The 19,109-nt window shown below is 69.7% G+C and carries 16 protein-coding genes; 9 read left to right on the top strand and 7 right to left on the bottom strand.

Annotation, left to right across the window (positions count from 1 at the left end; translation table 11 throughout):
• Positions 1 to 38: 38 nt before the first annotated feature.
• Entirely contained in the window at positions 39 to 1,754 is a 1,716-nt protein-coding gene (locus MCHUDSM44219_RS02385; RefSeq protein WP_236695322.1) for a GAF domain-containing sensor histidine kinase, read from the top strand.
• Between the two features lie 2 nt (positions 1,755 to 1,756).
• Here MCHUDSM44219_RS02385 and MCHUDSM44219_RS02380 read toward each other — a convergent pair whose 3' ends face one another.
• A complete protein-coding gene (locus tag MCHUDSM44219_RS02380) occupies positions 1,757 to 2,782 on the bottom strand; it encodes an alcohol dehydrogenase catalytic domain-containing protein (RefSeq protein ID WP_048416625.1) in 1,026 nt (341 codons plus the stop codon).
• A 1-nt stretch (position 2,783) separates the two neighbouring features.
• Positions 2,784 to 4,721 (bottom strand): flavin-containing monooxygenase, encoded by a 1,938-nt coding sequence (locus MCHUDSM44219_RS02375; protein WP_236695321.1) that lies wholly within the window; start codon positions 4,719 to 4,721, stop codon positions 2,784 to 2,786.
• A 264-nt stretch (positions 4,722 to 4,985) separates the two neighbouring features.
• Here MCHUDSM44219_RS02375 and MCHUDSM44219_RS02370 point away from each other — a divergent pair, with 264 nt between their 5' ends.
• On the top strand, positions 4,986 to 5,231 hold the full coding sequence (locus MCHUDSM44219_RS02370) for a CDGP domain-containing protein (protein ID WP_048416623.1): 246 nt from the start codon (positions 4,986 to 4,988) through the stop codon (positions 5,229 to 5,231).
• 35 nt (positions 5,232 to 5,266) lie between these two features.
• Positions 5,267 to 5,620, top strand: coding sequence for a hypothetical protein (locus MCHUDSM44219_RS02365; RefSeq protein ID WP_048416622.1), 354 nt, complete (start codon positions 5,267 to 5,269; stop codon positions 5,618 to 5,620).
• Between the two features lie 10 nt (positions 5,621 to 5,630).
• On the opposite strand, the gene MCHUDSM44219_RS02360 is transcribed toward MCHUDSM44219_RS02365, so the two are convergent.
• Positions 5,631 to 6,425, bottom strand: coding sequence for an SDR family NAD(P)-dependent oxidoreductase (locus tag MCHUDSM44219_RS02360; RefSeq protein ID WP_048416621.1), 795 nt, complete (start codon positions 6,423 to 6,425; stop codon positions 5,631 to 5,633).
• Between the two features lie 158 nt (positions 6,426 to 6,583).
• Between MCHUDSM44219_RS02360 and MCHUDSM44219_RS02355 the strand changes: the two genes are divergently transcribed.
• The gene (locus MCHUDSM44219_RS02355) at positions 6,584 to 7,366 is read left to right on the top strand and encodes a glucose 1-dehydrogenase (protein ID WP_048416645.1); all 783 of its coding nucleotides are present in this window, start codon (positions 6,584 to 6,586) and stop codon (positions 7,364 to 7,366) included.
• On the opposite strand, the gene MCHUDSM44219_RS02350 is transcribed toward MCHUDSM44219_RS02355, so the two are convergent.
• Both MCHUDSM44219_RS02350 and MCHUDSM44219_RS02345 read right to left on the bottom strand, forming a co-directional pair.
• Entirely contained in the window at positions 7,363 to 10,176 is a 2,814-nt protein-coding gene (locus MCHUDSM44219_RS02350; RefSeq protein ID WP_172506331.1) for a helix-turn-helix transcriptional regulator, read from the bottom strand. The genes MCHUDSM44219_RS02355 and MCHUDSM44219_RS02350 overlap by 4 nt on opposite strands.
• An 11-nt stretch (positions 10,177 to 10,187) precedes the next feature.
• Positions 10,188 to 11,162, bottom strand: coding sequence for an NADPH:quinone oxidoreductase family protein (locus MCHUDSM44219_RS02345; protein WP_048416620.1), 975 nt, complete (start codon positions 11,160 to 11,162; stop codon positions 10,188 to 10,190).
• Between the two features lie 100 nt (positions 11,163 to 11,262).
• Between MCHUDSM44219_RS02345 and MCHUDSM44219_RS02340 the strand changes: the two genes are divergently transcribed.
• On the top strand, positions 11,263 to 12,234 hold the full coding sequence (locus MCHUDSM44219_RS02340; protein ID WP_048416619.1) for an alpha/beta fold hydrolase: 972 nt from the start codon (positions 11,263 to 11,265) through the stop codon (positions 12,232 to 12,234).
• On the opposite strand, the gene MCHUDSM44219_RS02335 is transcribed toward MCHUDSM44219_RS02340, so the two are convergent.
• Positions 12,210 to 13,550 carry a flavin monoamine oxidase family protein gene (locus tag MCHUDSM44219_RS02335; protein WP_048416618.1) on the bottom strand — a complete coding sequence of 447 codons (1,341 nt, stop codon included), beginning with the start codon at positions 13,548 to 13,550 and terminating at the stop codon, positions 12,210 to 12,212. The genes MCHUDSM44219_RS02340 and MCHUDSM44219_RS02335 overlap by 25 nt on opposite strands.
• A gap of 90 nt (positions 13,551 to 13,640) precedes the next feature.
• Between MCHUDSM44219_RS02335 and MCHUDSM44219_RS02330 the strand changes: the two genes are divergently transcribed.
• A complete protein-coding gene (locus tag MCHUDSM44219_RS02330) occupies positions 13,641 to 14,645 on the top strand; it encodes a TIGR03617 family F420-dependent LLM class oxidoreductase (RefSeq protein WP_048416643.1) in 1,005 nt (334 codons plus the stop codon).
• A 26-nt stretch (positions 14,646 to 14,671) separates the two neighbouring features.
• Here MCHUDSM44219_RS02330 and MCHUDSM44219_RS02325 read toward each other — a convergent pair whose 3' ends face one another.
• Positions 14,672 to 16,192 carry an APC family permease gene (locus MCHUDSM44219_RS02325; RefSeq protein WP_048416617.1) on the bottom strand — a complete coding sequence of 507 codons (1,521 nt, stop codon included), beginning with the start codon at positions 16,190 to 16,192 and terminating at the stop codon, positions 14,672 to 14,674.
• Positions 16,193 to 16,329: 137 nt separating this feature from the next.
• On the opposite strand from MCHUDSM44219_RS02325, the gene MCHUDSM44219_RS02320 reads away from it, so the two are divergent.
• The 3 genes from MCHUDSM44219_RS02320 to MCHUDSM44219_RS02310 all read left to right on the top strand — a co-directional run bounded on the left by MCHUDSM44219_RS02320 (position 16,330) and on the right by MCHUDSM44219_RS02310 (position 19,091).
• The gene (locus MCHUDSM44219_RS02320; protein ID WP_236695320.1) at positions 16,330 to 17,070 is read left to right on the top strand and encodes a FadR/GntR family transcriptional regulator; all 741 of its coding nucleotides are present in this window, start codon (positions 16,330 to 16,332) and stop codon (positions 17,068 to 17,070) included.
• A complete protein-coding gene (locus tag MCHUDSM44219_RS02315; RefSeq protein ID WP_048416616.1) occupies positions 17,067 to 17,801 on the top strand; it encodes a cache domain-containing protein in 735 nt (244 codons plus the stop codon). The genes MCHUDSM44219_RS02320 and MCHUDSM44219_RS02315 overlap by 4 nt, the downstream gene beginning before the upstream one ends.
• A gap of 87 nt (positions 17,802 to 17,888) precedes the next feature.
• Complete coding sequence (locus MCHUDSM44219_RS02310; RefSeq protein WP_048416615.1) at positions 17,889 to 19,091, top strand: cytochrome P450; 1,203 nt, start codon at positions 17,889 to 17,891, stop codon at positions 19,089 to 19,091.
• The last annotated feature ends 18 nt before the right edge of the window (positions 19,092 to 19,109 follow it).

Here is a 19,109-nt window from a genome sequence, read left to right as displayed (position 1 = left end):
AGCGTCTCTTTGGCGTCAGACAGTGACAAAATGACGGCGTGAGCAACGGGGCCAGGGCGAAACCAGACCCGGGCGCGCGACCACTGCGCGACACGCTGTCGCAGCTGCGCCTGCGGGAGCTGCTGATGGAGGTGCAGGACCGCGTCGAGCAGATCGTCGAGGGCCGCGACCGCCTCGACGGCCTGGTCGAGGCGATGCTGGTGGTCACGTCGGGACTCGAACTCGACGAGACACTCAAGACGATCGTGCACACCGCGATCGACCTGGTCGACGCCCGCTACGGCGCGTTGGGGGTGCGCGGCCACGACCACGAGCTGGTCGAATTCATCCACGAGGGCATCGACGAGGAGGGGCGAGAGCTGATCGGCCACCTGCCTGAGGGGCGGGGTGTCCTGGGGGTGCTGCTCGACGACCCCAAGCCGATCCGGCTCGACAACATCTCCCACCATGCGGCCTCGGTCGGCTTCCCGGCCAACCACCCGCCGATGCGGACCTTCCTCGGCGTGCCGGTCCGGATCCGCGACGAGGTGTTCGGCAATCTGTACCTCACCGAGAAAGCCGGCGGGCAGCCGTTCAGCGAGGACGACGAGGTGCTGGTCCAGGCGCTCGCCGCGGCGGCGGGCATCGCGATCGACAACGCGCGGCTCTACGAACAGTCCAAGACCCGGCAGTCGTGGATCGAGGCCACCCGCGACATCGGCACCGAGTTGCTGGGCGGCACCGATCCGGCCGCGGTGTTCCGGCTGGTCGCCGACGAGTCGCGTAAGCTCAGCGGCGCCGAGGCGACGATCGTCGCGGTCCGCGCCGACCTCGACGAGCCGGCCGGCGAGGTCGACGAACTCGCCGTCGTGGCCACCACCGGTTCCGGACCCGCGGTCGACCTGCTGGAGCTCCCGACCGCGGCCACGGAGATCGGTGCGGTGTTCGTCAACCAGGTTCCGGGCCGGTTCGACACGCTGCAGCTGGCGGACGGCTGCACCGCGCACGGCCCGGCGCTGGTGTTACCGATCCGCGCCACCGACACCGTCGCCGGTGTCCTCGTCGCCCTGCGATCGCCGGGTGCGCTGCCGTTCAACGCCGGCGAGCTGGACATGATGGCCGCGTTCGTCGACCAGGCGGCGCTGGCCTGGCAGCTGGCCACCACGCAGCGCAGGCTGCGTGAACTCGACGTGCTCTCCGACCGCGACCGCATCGCCCGCGATCTGCACGATCACGTGATCCAGCGGCTCTTCGCCGTCGGGCTGGCGCTGCAGGGCACGATCCCGCGGGCGCGCACACCCGAGGTCCAGCAGCGGCTCTCCGAGTGCGTCGACGACCTGCAGCAGGTCATCCAGGAGATCCGCACGGCGATCTTCGACCTGCACGGCGGCCAGTCGGGAATCACCCGGCTGCGCCAGCGCCTCGACGAGGCGATCGCCCAGTTCGCGACCCCGAGGATTCGCACGACGGTGCAGTACTCCGGACCGCTGTCGGTCGTCGACGCCGCGCTCGCCGACCATGCCGAGGCCGTCGTTCGGGAAGCGGTGAGCAACGCCGTCCGCCACGCCGAGGCGACGTCACTGGCGATCAGCGTCGTCGCCGACGACAACCTGTGCATCGACGTCGTCGACAACGGCCGGGGGATCAGCGGTGACATCACCGGCTCCGGCCTGACCAATCTGCGTCAGCGGGCCGCCGACGCGGGCGGCACGCTGAGCCTCGATCCCGCCGAGGGCGGCGGCACGCGGCTGCGGTGGTGCGTCCCGCTGGGCTGAGATCAGGGATTCAACCGGATCTTGACGTGACCGCCCGAGCGCGACGTCGCGGCGGCGTAGCCGGCGGCAGCGTCGTCGAGCGGCAGGGTGGCGGTGAAGATGCCGCCGACGTCGAGGCGGCCGGACCGCAGCAGGGGAATCAACTCCTGCCAGGTCTGCTGCACGGGCGCGAGGGTCGAGCGGATCGTCAGGCTGCGCAGCAGGCACGCCAGGGCGGGCAGCGGATAGGGCTGCAGGTCGTGCACCCCGACCACCGACACGGTCCCGCCGGTCCGCACGCAGGCCAGCGCGTCGTCGAGTGAGGTGTCGGTGCCCACCGCGTCGATCACCGCGTCCGCGCCCAGCCCGTCGGTGGCGTCGAGAACGGGCCCGGCGCCCGGCGCCGGGACGGGGACCGCGCCCGCCGCCGCGCCCCGGTCGCGCCGCGCCGCCACCGGGTCCACCACCAGAACCGTTGCGGCACCGAGCAGTAACGCGCTGCGCAACGCGCACTGTCCGACGGCGCCCGCGCCGATGACCGCCACCGTGCCGCCCAGTGGGATGTCGGCGCGCTTGGCCGCCGCCCAGCCTGTCGCGAGATTGTCGGTCAGCAGCAGCGCGGCCTCGGTGTCGATGCCCTCGGGGATCCGCAGGAGCTGGAAGTCGGCCGCGGGAACGGCCAGCAGATCGGCCTGCGCGCCGCCGAGCAGTCCCGACCCGAAGATCTGCGGCCCGGACACGCAGCGCCCCGGATCCGCGGTGCGGCAGCCCGCGCAGTGGCCGCAGCCGGCGACCGAGGACACCAGCACCCGATCGCCGACGCGGAATTGCCGCACGTCCGAACCGATCTCGGCGACGACACCGACGGCCTCGTGGCCCACGGACACCGGCTCGGCGAGAGGGTAGTGCCCTTCGAGGAAGTGCAGATCGGAACCACAGATACCGCTCGCCGTGACCTCGACGACGGCGCCGTCGGGCCCCGGCAGTGCCGGATCCGGCCGGGTGTCGACGCGCACCGTCGCGTCGGGATCGATGACCACCGCGCGCATGTCAGGCGGTCCCGTCGGCGTCGACGCGGAACTGCGTGAAGTCGGGATCGGCCAGTGCCGCGCGGTACTCGCAGAGCCGCCACGGGCTGACGGTGTGGATCTCGCCGTCGGCGTTCTTGAAGTACGAGTGCTCGATGGCCGGGTGCGCCCACACCGTCGCGGTGATCCGTTCCTGGGTGCGTCGGTGCCACTCGCCGGTCGGCTCGGCCAGGGGCTCCATGGATCGGGCGCCCGTGTCGATCAGGTGGGCGAGGCAGGCGTTGATGTAGCGCATCTGCAACTCCGAGTGCATGATCAGGCTGCCGCCGTGCGCGAGATGCGTTCCGGGGCCGTACATCATGAAGAAGTTCGGGAACTTCGGCACGGTGATGCCGAGGTACGCGAAGGGCCGTCGGCCCCATTCGTCGTGCAGATCGGCCCCACCGCGCCCGGTCACCGTCATCGGCATCAGCAGGTCAGTGGCGTGGAAACCGGTCGCGTACACGAGCACATCCGCGTCGTGGATGACGCCGTCAACGGTGACCACCCCTTCGGGGACCACCCGTTGCAGCGGCGTCCGCCTCAGCGTCACGTTCGCCCGCTTCAGGGTCGCCAGCCAGCTGCCGTTGTCCTGCAGCGTGCGTTTACCGGTGGCCGGGTAGTCGGGCAGAACCCGGGCCAGCAGGTCCTCGTCGTCACCGACCTGCGTGGTGATCCAGTCGGTGAACATCATGCGCGCCAGTGCGTTGACCTCACTGACGGCGTGACCCTGGTCGGCGTATCCGGGGTCCACGCGGGCGGCGTCGAGGCCCTTGTCGGCGCCCGGCCACAGCAGCAGGAACCGGTACCAGCGGGCGTAATACGGCAGGTTCTCCATCGCCCAGCGCACGCCGGCGGGCACCCGCTCGTGGTACATGGGATTGGGGAACATCCACTGTGCGGTGCGCTGGAACACCTCCAGGTGGGCGACGCGCTCGGCGATCGCCGGAGCGATCTGGAAACCGCTCGCGCCCGCGCCGATCAACGCCACCCGCTTGCCGGTGAGATCGACCGTGTGATCCCACCGCGCGGAGTGAAAAGCCGGTCCGGCGAACGTGTCCCGGCCCGGTAGATCGGGTAGGGCGGGCCGGTTGAGCTGCCCGACGGCGGTGATCACCGCGTCGGCGGTCAGGGTCTGCATGCCGTCGGGGGTGCGCACCTGCACCCGCCAGGTGGCGCTGTCGTCGTCCCAGTGCGCGCCCAGCACCTCGGTGTTCCACCGGACGTGGGGGCGCAGACCGTGGCGGTCCATCACAGCGCCGAAATAGGCGGCCAGTTCCGGCTGCTCGGCGAAGAAGTGCTCCCAGTGATTACTCGGCTCGAAGCTGTAGCAGTACAGGTGATTGGCGACGTCCACCCGCGCGCCGGGATAGGTGTTCTCCCACCACGTTCCACCGGGACCCGCGTTCTTCTCGATGATCTCGAAGGCGATCCCGGCCTGGGCGAGGCGGATTCCGGCGAGGATGCCCGCTTCACCGCAGCCGATCACGATGACCCGGAACGCCTGAGCGCGAGCGGGATCGAGGGCGGCGGGGCGGCGCGGGTCGACGCCCTCGAGGTCGAGTTCTTCGAGCACCAGCGGCAGGTTGGCGTCGTCGACCGATTCGCACGCCGCCCAATCCAGCATCTCTTTGACCAGGTCGGGCGGCAGCGGCGCCAGGGGCGGGCAACCGCGATCCCGGTAATCGGCGATGACGGGCAGGGCCGCGGCGCGTGCACGGGCCTTGTCGTCGTCGCTCATGAAGCCCTGCACCTCGTTGAGGAACAGACCGGCCTGGGAGAACTCGCGAATGAACCGGGGATCACCGGTGAGATGGACCAGGGACAGCAGCAGAGTCGGGATGCTGACGTCGGCCAGCGCGGCCGCGATCTCGTCGGTGGGCGTGTCGAATCGCCGGCCTGCGTGGAACGTCCGCGTCACCGGTACTCCTCTCGCCATAACGCAACGTTGCGTAGCGTATCTGCGCGACGGGTGAGCGCGCAACGGATTGACCGCACTGGGTGCCGACGCCGCGGGCACCGGCGCTGACCTGCACCGCCGGGTCGAAAGCGGGACGGAAATCGCCTGCGGCCACCTCGCTGTCGGGCGCACAATCGAAGGTGCATGCGCCGGAGGAAGGGGTGCGTGGGGTCAGGCCTCCGGTGCAGCTGCGTTGCGGCGCGGTGCGCAGGGAGGAGGACAGTCATGAAGAAGCTCTGGCTCGCAGCAGGTGCCGCGGCGGCACTTCTCGGCGCGGGCCTCGTCAGCGCCGGGCCGGCATCGGCGCAACCGCCGTGCGGCAACTTCGAGGTCTGGGGCAACGGGGGCGGCCGCTGCGATTCCGGGCCGGGGCCCGATGGCAGCTTCACCCGTTGCGACACGGTCTACGTGTTGGGCATCGGCGGAACGAACTGCTATCTGGTGCCCGGGCCGCCGCCGCCGGCGGCGTAGAGCGGCGCCGGTGCCCGCTGTTGTAGATTCACGGCATGGAAGTACTACGTTCCGTAGTTGTCTTGCTGCACCTCGTCGGGTTCGCGGTCACCTTCGGAGCATGGGTCGCCGAGGCGGCCGCGCGCAGGTTCACCACGACGCGCGTGATGGACTACGGCCTGCTCGTCTCGCTCCTCACAGGCCTCGCGCTGGCGGCACCGTGGCCGGCCGGAATCGACCTGAACTACCCGAAGATCGGCGTCAAGCTGGTCATCCTGATCGTGCTCGGAGGCGTACTGGGCATGGGGAACGCGCGCCAACGGCGCACGGGCCATCCGGTGCCGCGTCCGCTGTTCGCCGCGGTGGGGGTGCTGGCCTTGGCGGCAGCAGCCATCGCCGTCGTGTGGTGACCGGCTGACCTCACTGCTCGCCGAGGCCCATCAGGTCGGTGACGTGATGATCCCGGCCGGCGGTGTAGCCGCCGTCCACGGCGATGGCCTGACCGCTGACGAATGCCGCGTCCGGCGACACCAGGAATGCCGCCACGGCGGCGACCTCCTCGGGGCGGCCGAAACGCCGCAACGCGTGCTCGTGGCGCAGTTCCTCACGGGGACCCGCCATGCCCTCGATCCCCATCACCGACTCGAACAGCGGCGTCCGGATGAAGCCGGGGCAGATCGCGTTGACGCGGATTCCGCTGGGCCCGTAGTCGATCGCCGCGTTCTTGGTCAGCAGGATGACGCCGCCCTTGGAGGCGTTGTAGGCGCTTCCTCCCGCGGTGCCCTCGATGCCCTCGACGCTCGACAGGGTCACGATCGCGCCGCGCTCGCCATCCACCCGGTCCTGCGTCGTCATCTGCGTGAGCGCCGCGCGCATCACCACGAAGGTCCCTTTGAGATTGACGTCGACGACCCGGTCCCACTCCTCGTCGGGCAGCAGGTGTATCGGACCGCCTCCTCCGACGCCGGCCGAATGCACCACGCCATCGAGTCGCCCGGTCTGATCGACCACACGGTGCACGGCCGCGCGCACGACCGCACCGTCGAGCACGTCCCCGCGCAGATAGGTGACCGCATCCGGGAGGTCCGGCGCGTCGGGGGCCAGGTCCATGCCCACGACCGTCGCCCCCTCGGCGGTCAGGCGCCGCACCGTGGCCGCTCCGATGCCCGAGGCCGCGCCCGTCACCAGAACCCCTTTGCCCACAAGCCCGTTCATCGGCACAGTATGGCCGACGTGGTGATTCGTCGCACGGACGTGCGGACACGCGCGCTCGGCAGATCGCGTCGACACCGCGGGAACACGGACCATCCACCCGGCGTGATCTGTATGGTGTGGCCACGCCGCCCGTCACCGGCGCCGACGCAGGAGGAACCATGACAGCACGGTTGGCCGGCAAGGTCGCTCTCATCAGCGGCGCGGCGCGCGGGATGGGCGCCTCGCATGCGAAAGAGATGGTGGCGCACGGCGCCAAGGTGGTGTGCGGTGACATCCTCGACGCCGAGGGCGAGCGCGTTGCCGCAGAATTGGGCGGCGACGCCCGCTTCGTCCACCTCGACGTCACCAGACCGGAGGATTGGCGGTCCGCCGTCGCCACCGCGGTGGAGGATTTCGGGACGCTCGATGTCCTGGTCAACAACGCCGGCATCCTCAACATCGGCACGATCGAGGACTACGACCTCGCGGAATGGCACCGCATCCTCGACATCAACCTGACGGGAGTGTTCCTCGGGATCCGTGCTGTGGCAGGCCCGATGAAGGCCGCGGGGCGGGGATCGATCGTCAACATCTCCTCCATCGAAGGCATGGCGGGCACCGTGGCCTGTCACGGTTACACCGCGACCAAGTTCGCGGTCCGTGGCCTGACGAAGTCGACCGCCCTGGAGTTGGGCCCGTTCGGGATCCGGGTGAATTCCGTGCACCCGGGGTTGGTGAAAACGCCGATGGCCGACTGGGTTCCGGAGGACATCTTCACCACGGCGCTGGGCCGCATCGCCCAGCCTCGGGAGGTGAGCAACCTGGTGGTGTACCTGGCCAGCGACGAATCGAGCTATTCCACCGGCGCGGAATTCGTCGTGGACGGTGGGACGATCGCCGGCCTCGCGCACAAGGATTTCGCCGCCGTCGACGTCGCCGCGCAACCGGACTGGATCACCTAACCGTCTGCCGGCCGGTCCATCCGCCTGCCCAGTTCCGTGCGCGAGCTGATCCCCAGTTTGCGGTAGACCCGGGTGAGGTTGTGCTCGACGGTCTTGGCGCTGATGAACATCGCCGCCGCGATGTGCTTGTTCGTCGCTCCGGTGGCGGCCATCTCGGCAACGCGCCGCTCGGAGGGTGTCAGCGCGGTCAGATCGTCGCTCGGTATCACCACGGTGCGCGAGAGTTCGGCCCGCGCACGTTGTGCCCACAGCGGGACACCGAGCCGTTCGAAGGTCTGCAATGCCTCGGTGAAATGGGCAGCTGCGGACTGCTTCTGGCGCAGCCGGCGCTGCAGCTGGCCGACCACGAGCTGGGTCCGGGCCCGTTCGAACGGCATCGGAAGCCGGGAGTGCTCGGTCATCGCCCGATGCGCGGTCCGCTCGGCGCCGGCGACGTCGCCGGTGGCGGCCTGAAGAATGGCCCGGCACCGCGCTCCGACGGCTTTCATCCAGGCGCGGTCGTGCTCTGCGCCGTCACGCTCCAGCCGGCCGGTCAGTGCGTCGGCGTCGTCGAATCGGCCGACCGCGGCCATCGCCTCGACCGCGTCCGGTAGGTGCCACGCGTACATGATCTCGGTGGCCAGCGACGGGCCGGACAGGAACGACGGGTTCAGTGCGGCCAGAGCCTCGCGGTGATTGCCGAGCGATTCCTCCAGGAAACACAACGTCATGCCGGGCCAGTCGGCGATGTGGGAAGCGCTGCGACTCTTCGTCGCGGCGAGCACCCAGTCGGCGTCCTTGCGGGCTTCCTCCACGCGGCCGGCGAACGCTGCGGCCACAGCACGCACGGTCATCGGGATGATCAACACGTCGTCGCCGCCGAGTTGCTCGGCGCGCTCGACGGCCTCGGCGGCGCGGATGGCGGCCTCATCGAACTGCCCGCACCAGATGTGGTTCATCGCAAGGAAACCGGCGATCGCCATCATGTCGCTCTCGGCGCCGCGCTCGGCGCACACCTCGCGCAGCGCCGTCAGCTGTTCGTGTGCCTGCGCCAGGCGGCCCGTCCAGGACAACGTCAGCGCGTGGACCAGAGGGGCGCGGAAGATGATCGGGACGTCGAATGCGCTGTCATGGAACTCCAGGGCGCGCCGCAGCGCCTGTGCGTCGAGGCCCCGCCCGCGCTGGAAGTTGAGGTACACCCACCAGGCCAGCGCAGCGCTGGTGACAGCCGGCACCCCCAACTCGTCGGCGAACTTCACGGCGTCACGCGCGTGCCGGGTCGCATCGTCGGGCTCGCCGATGCTGTTGAGCGCGAACGACAATCGCAGCAACACCTGCACCAGGACCGGTATGTTACCGACGGCGTCGTCGACGGCGCGGCGCAGCAGTTCCACCGCCTGCTCGTGCTCGTTCTGGTACATCAGGACCGTGGCGAGCAGGCTCGCCGCCAGGGCGCGCATGATCGCGGGCTCGACCGCGTCGACGGTGCCCAGCACCTCGCCCGCCCGGGCGGTGTTGCCGGCCAGGAAGTGGTTCTCCGCCGACGTGAGCCGCCGCGCCGTGGTGTCGCCGCCCAAACCGATGGCCAGGTCCACCAATTCGGCTGCGGCCGCCGGTGCGCCGCGGGCCCGGGCCGAGTTGGCCGCGGTGTCGAGCGCGGCGAAGATCTCGTCGTCTCCGGTCGCCGACGCCAGCGCCAGATGCCGGGCCTTCAGCTCGGGCAGGGTCTCCAGCGCTGCCAGCCTGCGGTGCATCGCGCGGCGCGCCGGCGCCCCGGCGTCGGCGTAGACACCGCTGGCCAAGAGGGGATGGGCGAACCGCACCCGGTTTCCCTGCAAGGTCAGGATGCCGGCCGTTTCGGCCTGCTCGACGCGGGTGGCCACCTCCTCTCGGCTCACCCCGGTGGCCTGGGCCAGCAGTTCCACGGACGGGTCGGCCACGCAGGCCGCGGCCAGCAGGAGCGCGCGGGCATCGTCGTCGAGCCGGCCGATCCGGGTGCGGACCACCTCGGTCAGAGTCGGAGGCAGCGCCTGCTCGGTGACGGCTCGCCCCTGCTTCTCGCCCTCGCCGATCGCGCGCGCGAGTTCGAGGGCGAAGAACGGGTTGCCGCCCGAGATCTCGGCGATGCGCAATACCGTGGGACGGGAGAAGCTGCGGCCCAGGCGCTCCGAGATCATCGTGTGCAGCGCGCCGGTGTCCAGGGGGCGCACCGCGATCCGGTCGACGCCGTCGGGCCTGCCCAGCGTCACCCAGCCGGCCGCCGCTCCCTCACCGGGGCGGCACCTCTCGCTCAGGAGCACACCGAACCGGCCGCGCAATCTGCGCACCGCGAACTCGATGACGGTGCGGCTCGACGTGTCCAGCCATTGCACGTCGTCGACGGCGACGAGCACCGGCGAGGCGTCGCCGAGCGCATGCAGGACGGCGACGAAACCCGCGGCCACCACCCGGTGATCGGTGGCTGGCCCCTCGGCGCCCGCCCGCAGCAGCACCCTGTCCAGGGCGAGTCGCTGCAGTGCCGGCAGCCCCGCGAACGCCTCGGCCTCGACGTCGGCGAGCAGGTCGGCCAGCGCGGCGAACGCCATCACCGACTCGGCCTGCCCGGCCCGTGCACCGAGCACCGTGAAGCCGTCGGCCCGCGCCCGGTCGACCAGCGACAACCACAGCGTGGTCTTGCCGATGCCGGCCTCGCCCTCGATGATCAGCCCGGTGGGCCGCGATGATGCGGAATCGAGGAATCCAGCAACCAGCGGATCGTCGAAGGATCCTGCGGGAGCGGGCGCCACGCCCTCCACTATCGCAGCGGGCAAAGAAGCGCGCAAAGTCCGCATGACATGGCCGGTCAGCGGACTGCCACGACCACCTTGCCCCGCGCGGTCCGGTTCTCCAACGAGGAGATCGCCTCCGCGGCGCGCTCGAGCGGGTACACCTCGGGTTGCGGTGCGGGCACCGCACCGGAGGCCAGCAACGGCTCGAGCTCTGCCCACTGCTCGGCCAGATAGCCCGGGTGCGTCATCGTCCAGGCTCCCCAGCCGACCCCGACGGCGTCGACGTTGTTGAGCAGCAGCCGGTTGACCTTCACGGTCGGGATCTCCCCGCCGGTGAACCCGACCACGAGCAGCCGGCCACCAGGCGCCAGCGAGCGCAGCGAATCGGTGAAGCGGTCCCCGCCGACCGGGTCGAGCACGATGTCGACGCCACGCCCGCCGGTCAGCTCCTTGACCGCGTCCTTGAACCCGTCAGCCGGGATGACGTCCGACGCGCCGGCGGCGCGCGCCACCTCGGCCTTGGCGTCACTGCTCACCACGGCGATCGTGCGTGCCGCGCCAAAGGCGGGAGCGAGGCGCAGCGTCGAGGTGCCGATCCCGCCCGCGGCCCCGTGCACCAGCACCGTCTCGCCGTCGCTCAACCGTCCGCGCGTCCGCAACGCGAAGTGCACCGTCAGGTCGTTGAACAACAGGCCGGCACCGGCTTCGAACGACACCGAGTCGGGCAGTTTGAACAGTCTCTCCGGTTGCAGCGCAACGACTTCGGCCATCGCCCCGTAGAGCATCGTGAGACCGGCGACCCGATCACCCGGCTGCACGTGCGCGCCCGCGGGAGCGCTGCGCACCACACCGGCGATCTCGGCGCCGGGGCTGTAGGGCAGATCGGGCTTGTACTGGTAGAGCCCACGGGACTGCAACGCGTCGGGAAAGGCGACACCCGCGGCGTGCACGTCGACGAGCACGGTGTCGTCGCCGGCGGTCGGTTCGTCGATCTCGACGAGTTCGGCGGCCTGCGGCCCGTCCAGGCTGGAAATCTGTATCGCGCGCATCCGACCATTGAACCGCACCGGTACGCGCGCCCTGCGGCGGTACAGTCACGAAATCCGGCAACATGCGCATGCGCACCGCAGCAACCGAGGAGAAGCGGCTATGGCGACACGTGGTGGGGTTCGACGGCGCGTCGCCGGCTTCGCGCCCGCGCAGAGCCTGGCCCACGGCCGCGTCGTCGACGTGCGCTCCCGCGACGGGGTGCGCCTGCACACGGAGGTGTTCGGTCCCGAGGACGGCTCTCCGGTGGTGCTGGCCCACGGCATCACCTGTGCGCTGCGGGTGTGGGCGTACCAGATCGCCGACCTGGCCCGGCACCACCGCGTGATCGCGTTCGACCACCGCGGCCACGGTCGCAGCGGCGTCCCGGCGGGCCGGGGCGGTTACAGCCTCGACCATCTGGCCGCCGACCTCGACGCCGTGCTCGACGCGACGCTCGCCCCCGGCGAGCGCGCCGTCATCGCCGGGCACTCGATGGGAGGCATCGCGATCACCTCCTGGGCCGAACGCCATCCGGACCAGGTCGCACAGCGCGCCGCCGCGGTGGCACTGATCAACACGACGACCGGTGATCTGCTGCGCCACGTCAACCTGCTGCCGGTGCCCGCCTCGCTGGCCGAGGCCCGCGTCCGGGCGGCGGGCACGGTGCTGCGGACGTTCGGCGGCGCACCGCTGGTCCGCGCCGCCGACCGGCCGAGCCGCCGGTTCGTCCAGATGATCGCCGTCGGCCGCGATGCCGACGCCGCGGTGGTCGATTTCGTGTTCGAGTTGTTCCACACGACGCCTGCTGCCGGGCGCGGGGGATGGGCACGCGTGCTGGTCGACCACCTGGGCCCGCAGCACATCGGCCTGAAGAACCTGACCGTCCCCACGATGGTGATCGGCAGCGCGAAAGACCGGCTGCTGCCGATAGTTTCGTCGCGGCGCATCGCCGCCACCGCGCCCAACCTGGCGCGCTTCGTGGAACTGCCCGGGGGCCACTGCGCGATCCTGGAACGGCCGTCCGAGGTCAACGAGCAACTCCGGTGGCTGATCGAGACGGTCGATGCTCAGGAGCGCCGCGTCAGCTCCTGATGCGCCTCACCGGCCGCGCGCACACCGGAGCGCACTGCACCGTCGAGGAATCCCGTCCACACGTCAGAGGTCTCGGTGCCGGCCCAGAAGATGCCGTCCACCGGTGCCCGCAGCCAGCGGCCGTACGTCGTCCAAGACCCCGGCGGGACCGCGGCCGTCGGGCCTCCCGGCGCGAAATCCTGTGCGCCCCAGCAGTAGTCGAGATAGTCGATCGGGGTCGACGCGGCATCGCCGAACAAGGCGGCGAATCCGGCCAGCGCCGTCTCGCGGCGATTCTCGGGCGTCAACGGGTCGAACGTGCGCGCGTCGGTGAACCCGAGCAGCACGCCGGGGCCCGTGTCACGGGGGCTGACGTCGAACGTGATGAACACCGGACCTTCGTCGGACAGTGCCTCACCCGAACATCCACCGTCGCGCCAGAACGGCCGCTCGTAGGCGGCGTAGGCCTTGCTCAGGTGACCCTGCGGCCAGTGCCGGGCGAGCTCCTCGTACTCCCCGGGCAGCGGCGGATCGAAGGCGATCGCGTCACGGTGCTCCGGCGGCACCGCGACGATCACGGCGCCCGCGGTGAATTCGCCGCGCTCGGACACCACGGTCAGTGTGCCGGCCCGGCGCTCGATGCGACGGACCGCGGCCCCGAGCATCACCCGCTCACCGAGGTGCTCGGCCATCCGCCGCGCGATCTGCTGGGTGCCGGCCAGAAACCGGTCCTGCTGCGCGCCACCCTTGACGTCGAGCATGCGGCCCAGCCCGCCGGCGGCCTTGACGTAGCGCGCCGCATGCAGCATGGACACCGCGTCGGGCTCACACCCCCAAGTCACCCGCGCCATGATCGCCATCAGGTCGCGGGTGGACGCACCGGCGTGCATCGAACGCAGCCATTGCTCGAGGCTCTGCCCGTCGAGTTCGCCCGCGATCGGCGACGTCCAGGGATCGGCGACGGGAACCTTGCGGCAGATCCGCTCGAACCGCCATTGGATGCGGGACACGTCGACCAGCTCCAGGATCGACAGCCGGGGAATGGTGCTGCGGTAGGAGCGCACCCGGCCCCGCCAGCGGATCAGGTTCTTGCCGTGGCCGTACGTCGGCACCGTGTCGCAGCCCACCTCGGCGGCCAGCGCCAGGACCGCATCCTGCGTCGGCCCCACGAAGGTCGCGCCGAGGTCGACGGGAACGCCGCCGACCTCGCCGGTGAAGGACCGGCCACCCACGCGGTCGCGCCCTTCGAGCACCAGGACGTCGCGTCCGAGGCGGGTCAGTTCGCGCGCCGCCGACAGGCCGGCGAAGCCCGCTCCGACGATGATGACGTCGACCATGGCCCCATCCTTGCGGATTCAGCGTGCAAACATGCGCGTAGCGACGATTAGCACGCCGAAATCGCATTAGGGTGGCCGCTTGTGCAGGTGATGACGGCGTTGTTCGGTCCCGTCGGCGCGATCGAACGGGCGAGCGCCCTGCGGGACGCGGGTGCAAGCGGAGTGTTCACGTTCGAAGGACCCCACGACGTGTTCTCGCCGCTCACCCTGGCCGCCACGGTGGGTGGGCTGGACCTGATGACCAACGTCGCGATCGCGTTTCCGCGCAACCCGATTCACCTTGCTCATCAGGCTGTCGACCACCAGGTGCTCTCCGGCGGTCGGTTCACGCTCGGGCTGGGCACCCAGATCCGCACGCAGATCGAGAAGCGCTTCGGCGCGGAGTTCGAGCACCCGGTGGAGCGCATGCGAGACCTCGTCGGTGCGCTGCGCGCGATCTTCGGCGCGTGGAGCACGGGGGAGCGGTTGGACTATCGCGGCGAGTACTACCGGCACACGCTGATGACGCCGACCTTCAGCCCCCGCGAGCACTTCGCGCCGATTCCGATCTACATCGGGGCGCTGGGCCCCCGGCTGACGCGGATGGCCGCCGAGGTCGCCGATGGCCTCCTGGTGATGCCGTTCGGGTCGAAACGCTTCCTCACCGAGGTCACGATGCCGAACGTGGACGCCGGGCTGGCCGCGGGCGGGCGTGGCCGCGCCGACCTGGCGATCGTCCCCGAGATCATCGTGTCGGTCGCCGATTCGGACCCCGACCACGCGTCGGCCCGGCGGCTTCTGGCGTTCTACGGCTCCACCCCCGCCTACCGACCCGTGCTCGACGTGCACGGGTGGGGGGATCTGCAACCGGAGCTGCACGCGCTGTCCAAGCAGGGGCGGTGGGCCGAGATGGGTGGGCTGATCGACGATGACGTGCTGCACACCATCGCCGCGTGTGGCACCCCGGCCGAGGTCGCGGCGCACATCCGGGACCGGGTGGCGGGCGTGTCGGACCGGATCTGCCTGTATCAGCCCGGGCCGATCCCGGTGGATTCGTTGAGCGAGATCGTCGACGCGCTGGCCGGCAGGGAGCAGATTCAGCCGGCGGCGACGTAGACGACGAGTCCGCGCCTGCGGTTCTGTCAGAGGCCGGCGGTGCGGGCGGGGTCCGGGATGGCGTCGGCGTATGGTCCGGTGCTTCGGTCGTGCAGTGGATGGACGACCATGTAGATCAGACCGATGCCGACGACGACGGCTGCCGACAGCGCGACGATCCAGTTGTCGTACCACGCAGCGTCGGGCGTTCGCGGCCACGCCATGTTGATCATCGCGGTGACGCCGTAGATCAGAGCTGCGACGTTGACCGTCAGTCCCCACTTGCCCAGCGAGTACTTGCCGCTCGGAACCCAGCCCTTCAACCGCGCGCGAAGTGCGGCCAGCACCACCATCTGGAATCCGAGATAGATCCCGAACGCGGCGAAGCTGATGATCTTGGTGATGGCATCGGTGGAGAACTTCGAACCGACGACGATCACGGCCGGCACCGCCGCCGCGAGAAGCAGTGCGTACGGCGGAACGTGCCGGGTGGTCGAGAATTTCTTCAAAAGTGAACTGCCCATGATCATTCCGTCGCGGCCGTAGGAGTAGGCAAGCCGACTGGCGGCGGCCTGCAAACTCATCGCACAGGACAGGAACGAGATCAGCACGATGGCCAGGACCGCCTTCGCGCCGACCGGGCCGAAGGCCTCGTTCAACACGGAGCTGACCGGGTCGGGGTTCTCTCCTGAGATGACCCCGGGAATGTCGGTGACGGCCAGCACCAGGGCGAGACAGACGAACGTCGCCGCGGCCCCACCGACATAGATGGTGCGGCGCATGGCCTTCGGGATCAGCCGGCCCGGATCGGGGACCTCCTCGGCCACGTCGCCGCACGCCTCGAAGCCGTAATACTGGTAGATGCCGATCAGCGCGGCTGCGGCGAACGCCCACAGGTAGTTGCCGTCTCCGCCTGCTCCGAAGCTGTCGAACAGCACGCCCAGGTTGTGGTGTCGGTGCCCGACCAACAGCCAGATGCCGACGACCAGGGCGCCGATGATCTCCGCGGTGAAACCGATGATCGCCGCCTTCGCAAGGACTTTCGTGCCCATGAAGTTGATGGCGGTGGCCAGCGCGAGCAGCGCGAGCGCGAAGGAGATGGTGCTGTTCACCGTGGCGTCTATCCCCAGCGTGGCGGCGATGTAAGGACCGGCGCCGTACACCACCGAGGCGATGGTCACCAGGAGCGCCACCATGTACACCCAGCCCGTCATCCAGGCGTATCGGCGGCCCCACAACCGGCGCGCCCACGGGTAGACGCCGCCGGCAACGGGGAACTGCGCGACGATCTCGCTGAACGTCAGCGCGACGAGGAGTTGTCCGAGTCCGACGAGGAGGAAGCTCCAGATCATCGGTGGTCCGCCCGTCGCCAGCGCGTAGGCGAACAGCGTGTACACACCCACGACAGGCGACAGGTACGTGAAGCCGAGGGAGAAGTTCGCCCACGGGCTCATGTCCCGTTTGAACTCCGATTTGTAGCCGAGCGCGTGCAGGTGCGCGGCGTCATCGTGGTCGTGGAAGGAGTAGAAGTCGTCAGCCGGGCTGCCGGGCGTACTCGTTTGTGTCATGGCGTGCTCTCTCCCATAGCTGTGACGCAGGTCAATGGATCGGAAAACTACAGTCTTATGGTTTAAAGGGCAACAGGAAGCGCGAGATTGGTCCGGGATCGAGTAGATTGCCCCTCGGGTCTACGGGAGGAGTGGCGGTGTCGTCGTTGTCACCCCTCGTCGCGGCCGAGGCCCCGATGGGGCGCGCCGACGAGATCGTGCAGCGCATCACCGAGGCCATTCATCTCGGACTTCTCGACGACGGTGAGCGACTGCCCGTCGAGGTGGACCTCGCGGCCCAGTTCGGGGTGGCCCCCATGACCGTGCGCGAAGCACTGGCAACGCTGCGCGACCAGGAGTTGATCGAGACCAGGCGTGGGCGCAGCGGCGGTTCGTTCGTGCGCAGGCCGGCGGGCCCGCCGATCGATCGGCTGACCGCGCGGCTGGCCGCGATGAGCGCGTCTGATCTGCGGGATCTGTTCGACGAGCACACCGCCATCGCCGGGCAGGCGGCACGGCTCGCCGCCGAACGTGCGGCGCCGTACATGGTGCGGCGGCTCTTCGCCCTCACCGATCAACTCGGCGTCGCCGCGACGTTGGGGGACCGGATCCGCGCCGACAGTCGATTCCACATCGAGGTGGCCGTCGCCTCCCAGTCCGCCCGGCTGGCGCGCCGGGAGGCCAACCTGCAGGCTGAGGTCGCCGGCCTTATCTGGCTGCCGATCGGGCCGCCGATCGACGTCACCGCCTATGTCGACCAGAAGCATGCCCTCGCCGCCGCGGTGGCAGCCGAGAACCCGCAGGAAGCCCGCCGGCTGGCCGAGGCCCATGTGATGGGCCAGCTGGCGCGGGTGACCGCGGTCAACCTGGATCTCTCGACCGGAGGGCCCGGCCCATGACATCCGAGACACTGGCGAACAGCCTGGCAGAGCAGGCGTCGCAGACCCTCGAACCCGTCTACGCGCTGCTCGCCCGCGTCGCCGAGGAGGTGCTGCGGAGTCGGCCGTCTCGGGCCGCGCTGACCGAGGCGCACTTCAGCAATCTGCAGCGGCTGCTGGCCGAACTCCTCGATGCCGAGCGCAGCATCGTCTGGGGTATGGGTTTCGTCGCGGCGCCGTCGGTCGTCGAAGGCCGGGAGCGCTACATGGCCTGGTGGCAGCGCATCAATGACCGGCCGACGCGACTTCGCCTGAACTTCGATCCGACCAGCATCGACGTCTACGACTACCTGCAGATGGACTGGTACCGGCTCGCTCAGGGCGGACAGGCGCGGGTGGCCTACGGGCCCTACGTCGATTACAGCGGCTCGGACATGTACACCATCACCGCCGCGGTCCCGATCGTCGCCGACGGCACGTTCCTCGGTCTGGCGGGTGCGGATCTCGTCGTCGGTGAGGTCGAACACCGGTTGCTCGAGGTGCTGCGGCAGACCGCCGAGGATGCCGTGGTGGTCAATGCCGAGCGTCGGGTCATCGCGGCCAACACGCCGAGGTGGATCGTCGGATCCCGACTCGGCGCGATGCCCTCGGCCGGTGCGGCGTCCGATCCGTCGGCCTTCCGCAGCGTCGTCGAGATGCCGCTGGGCACCGGCTGGGTTCTGGCGGTCGCGTGGCCCGAGGAGACGTCCTGACCCAGGCCGAGGACAGCACTTGACAATAAGAATCTACTTCTAGAGTATTTAGGGACCCACGGTCGCGATCACTCGGAGGTAGCACATATGTCGTCGGTCACCCTCGGAACCCCGCCGGCATTCGATGTCGCCGATCCGTCGTTCTCGATCACCTCGGCGGACGTGCACGACGCCCGCGAACGCAGCTGGTACGCGACCACGCCGTACGGCATCGCCGTGCTGCGCTACGAGCAGATGAACAAGCTCCTCAAGGACCGCAGGCTGCGGCAGGGCAGCGTCGCGTGGCCGGCGCACAACGGCGTCACCGAGGGTCCGTTCGCCGACTGGTTCGCCAGTTGGATCCTCAACAAGGAGGGCGAGGAGCATCACCGACTCCGCAGGCTGATGAACCCGGCCTTCTCTCCGAAACTGCTTGCGACCCTCGTCCCGAGGTTCCAGGCGCTGGCCGACGAACTGATCGACGGTTTCGCCGAGCCGGATCGGTGCGAGTTCGTCGCCGAGTTCGCCGAGCCCTATGCGGCCAGGGTCATCGCCATCATGCTGGGCCTCCCCGAGGAACACTGGAAGGTCATCTCCACCGAGGCGTCGACCATCGGCCTGGCCCTCGGCGTGACGTTGCGCCAGGATCTACCGAAGATCGAGGCTGCGCTGCAGCGCCTCTACGTCTACTGCGACGAGGTGATCGCCGATCGTCGCGCGCACCCGCAGGACGACTTCGTGACCGCGCTGGTCAACGCCTCCCGTCCGGAAGACGGACGCCTCTCGGACACCGAGCTGAGAGAGGCCATGGTGCTGCTGATCTTCGGCGGGTTCGACACCACACGCAATCAGCTCGGCCTGGCCATGCAGACCTTCATCGCCCATCCCGAGCAGTGGCGGTTGCTCGCTGAGCGGCCCGACCTCGGGGGCAAGGCCGTCGAGGAGGTCATGCGGGTGAACCCCACCGTTCGCTGGGTGACCCGCGAAGTGCTCGAGGACTTCGAATTCGACGGCGTGCAGTTCACCGCCGGCACCACCGTGCACCTCTACAGCGAATCCGCGGGCACCGACCCCCGTGTCTTCGGAGCGGGCTTCGACATCACCGCAGAACGTAAGCCGCACTTCGGTTTCGGTGGTGGCGTACACCATTGTCTGGGTCACTTCGTGGCACGGTCGGACATGAGCGAGGCCCTGCCCCTGCTGGCTCGCCGCCTGCGTGACCCGCACGAATTGCCCGGCGCCACCTGGCTTCCCGACTCCGGGAACACCGGACCGATTCGCCTCCCGATCGGGTTCACCCCCGTCGCCTGATCGGTACCCCTCAACCCT

This window comes from Mycolicibacterium chubuense, assembly GCF_001044255.1.
Taxonomy (GTDB): Bacteria; Actinomycetota; Actinomycetes; order Mycobacteriales; family Mycobacteriaceae; genus Mycobacterium; species Mycobacterium chubuense.
The sequence above is the reverse complement of the archived record's forward strand: the minus strand, read 5'-3'. Positions and strand labels throughout refer to the sequence as shown.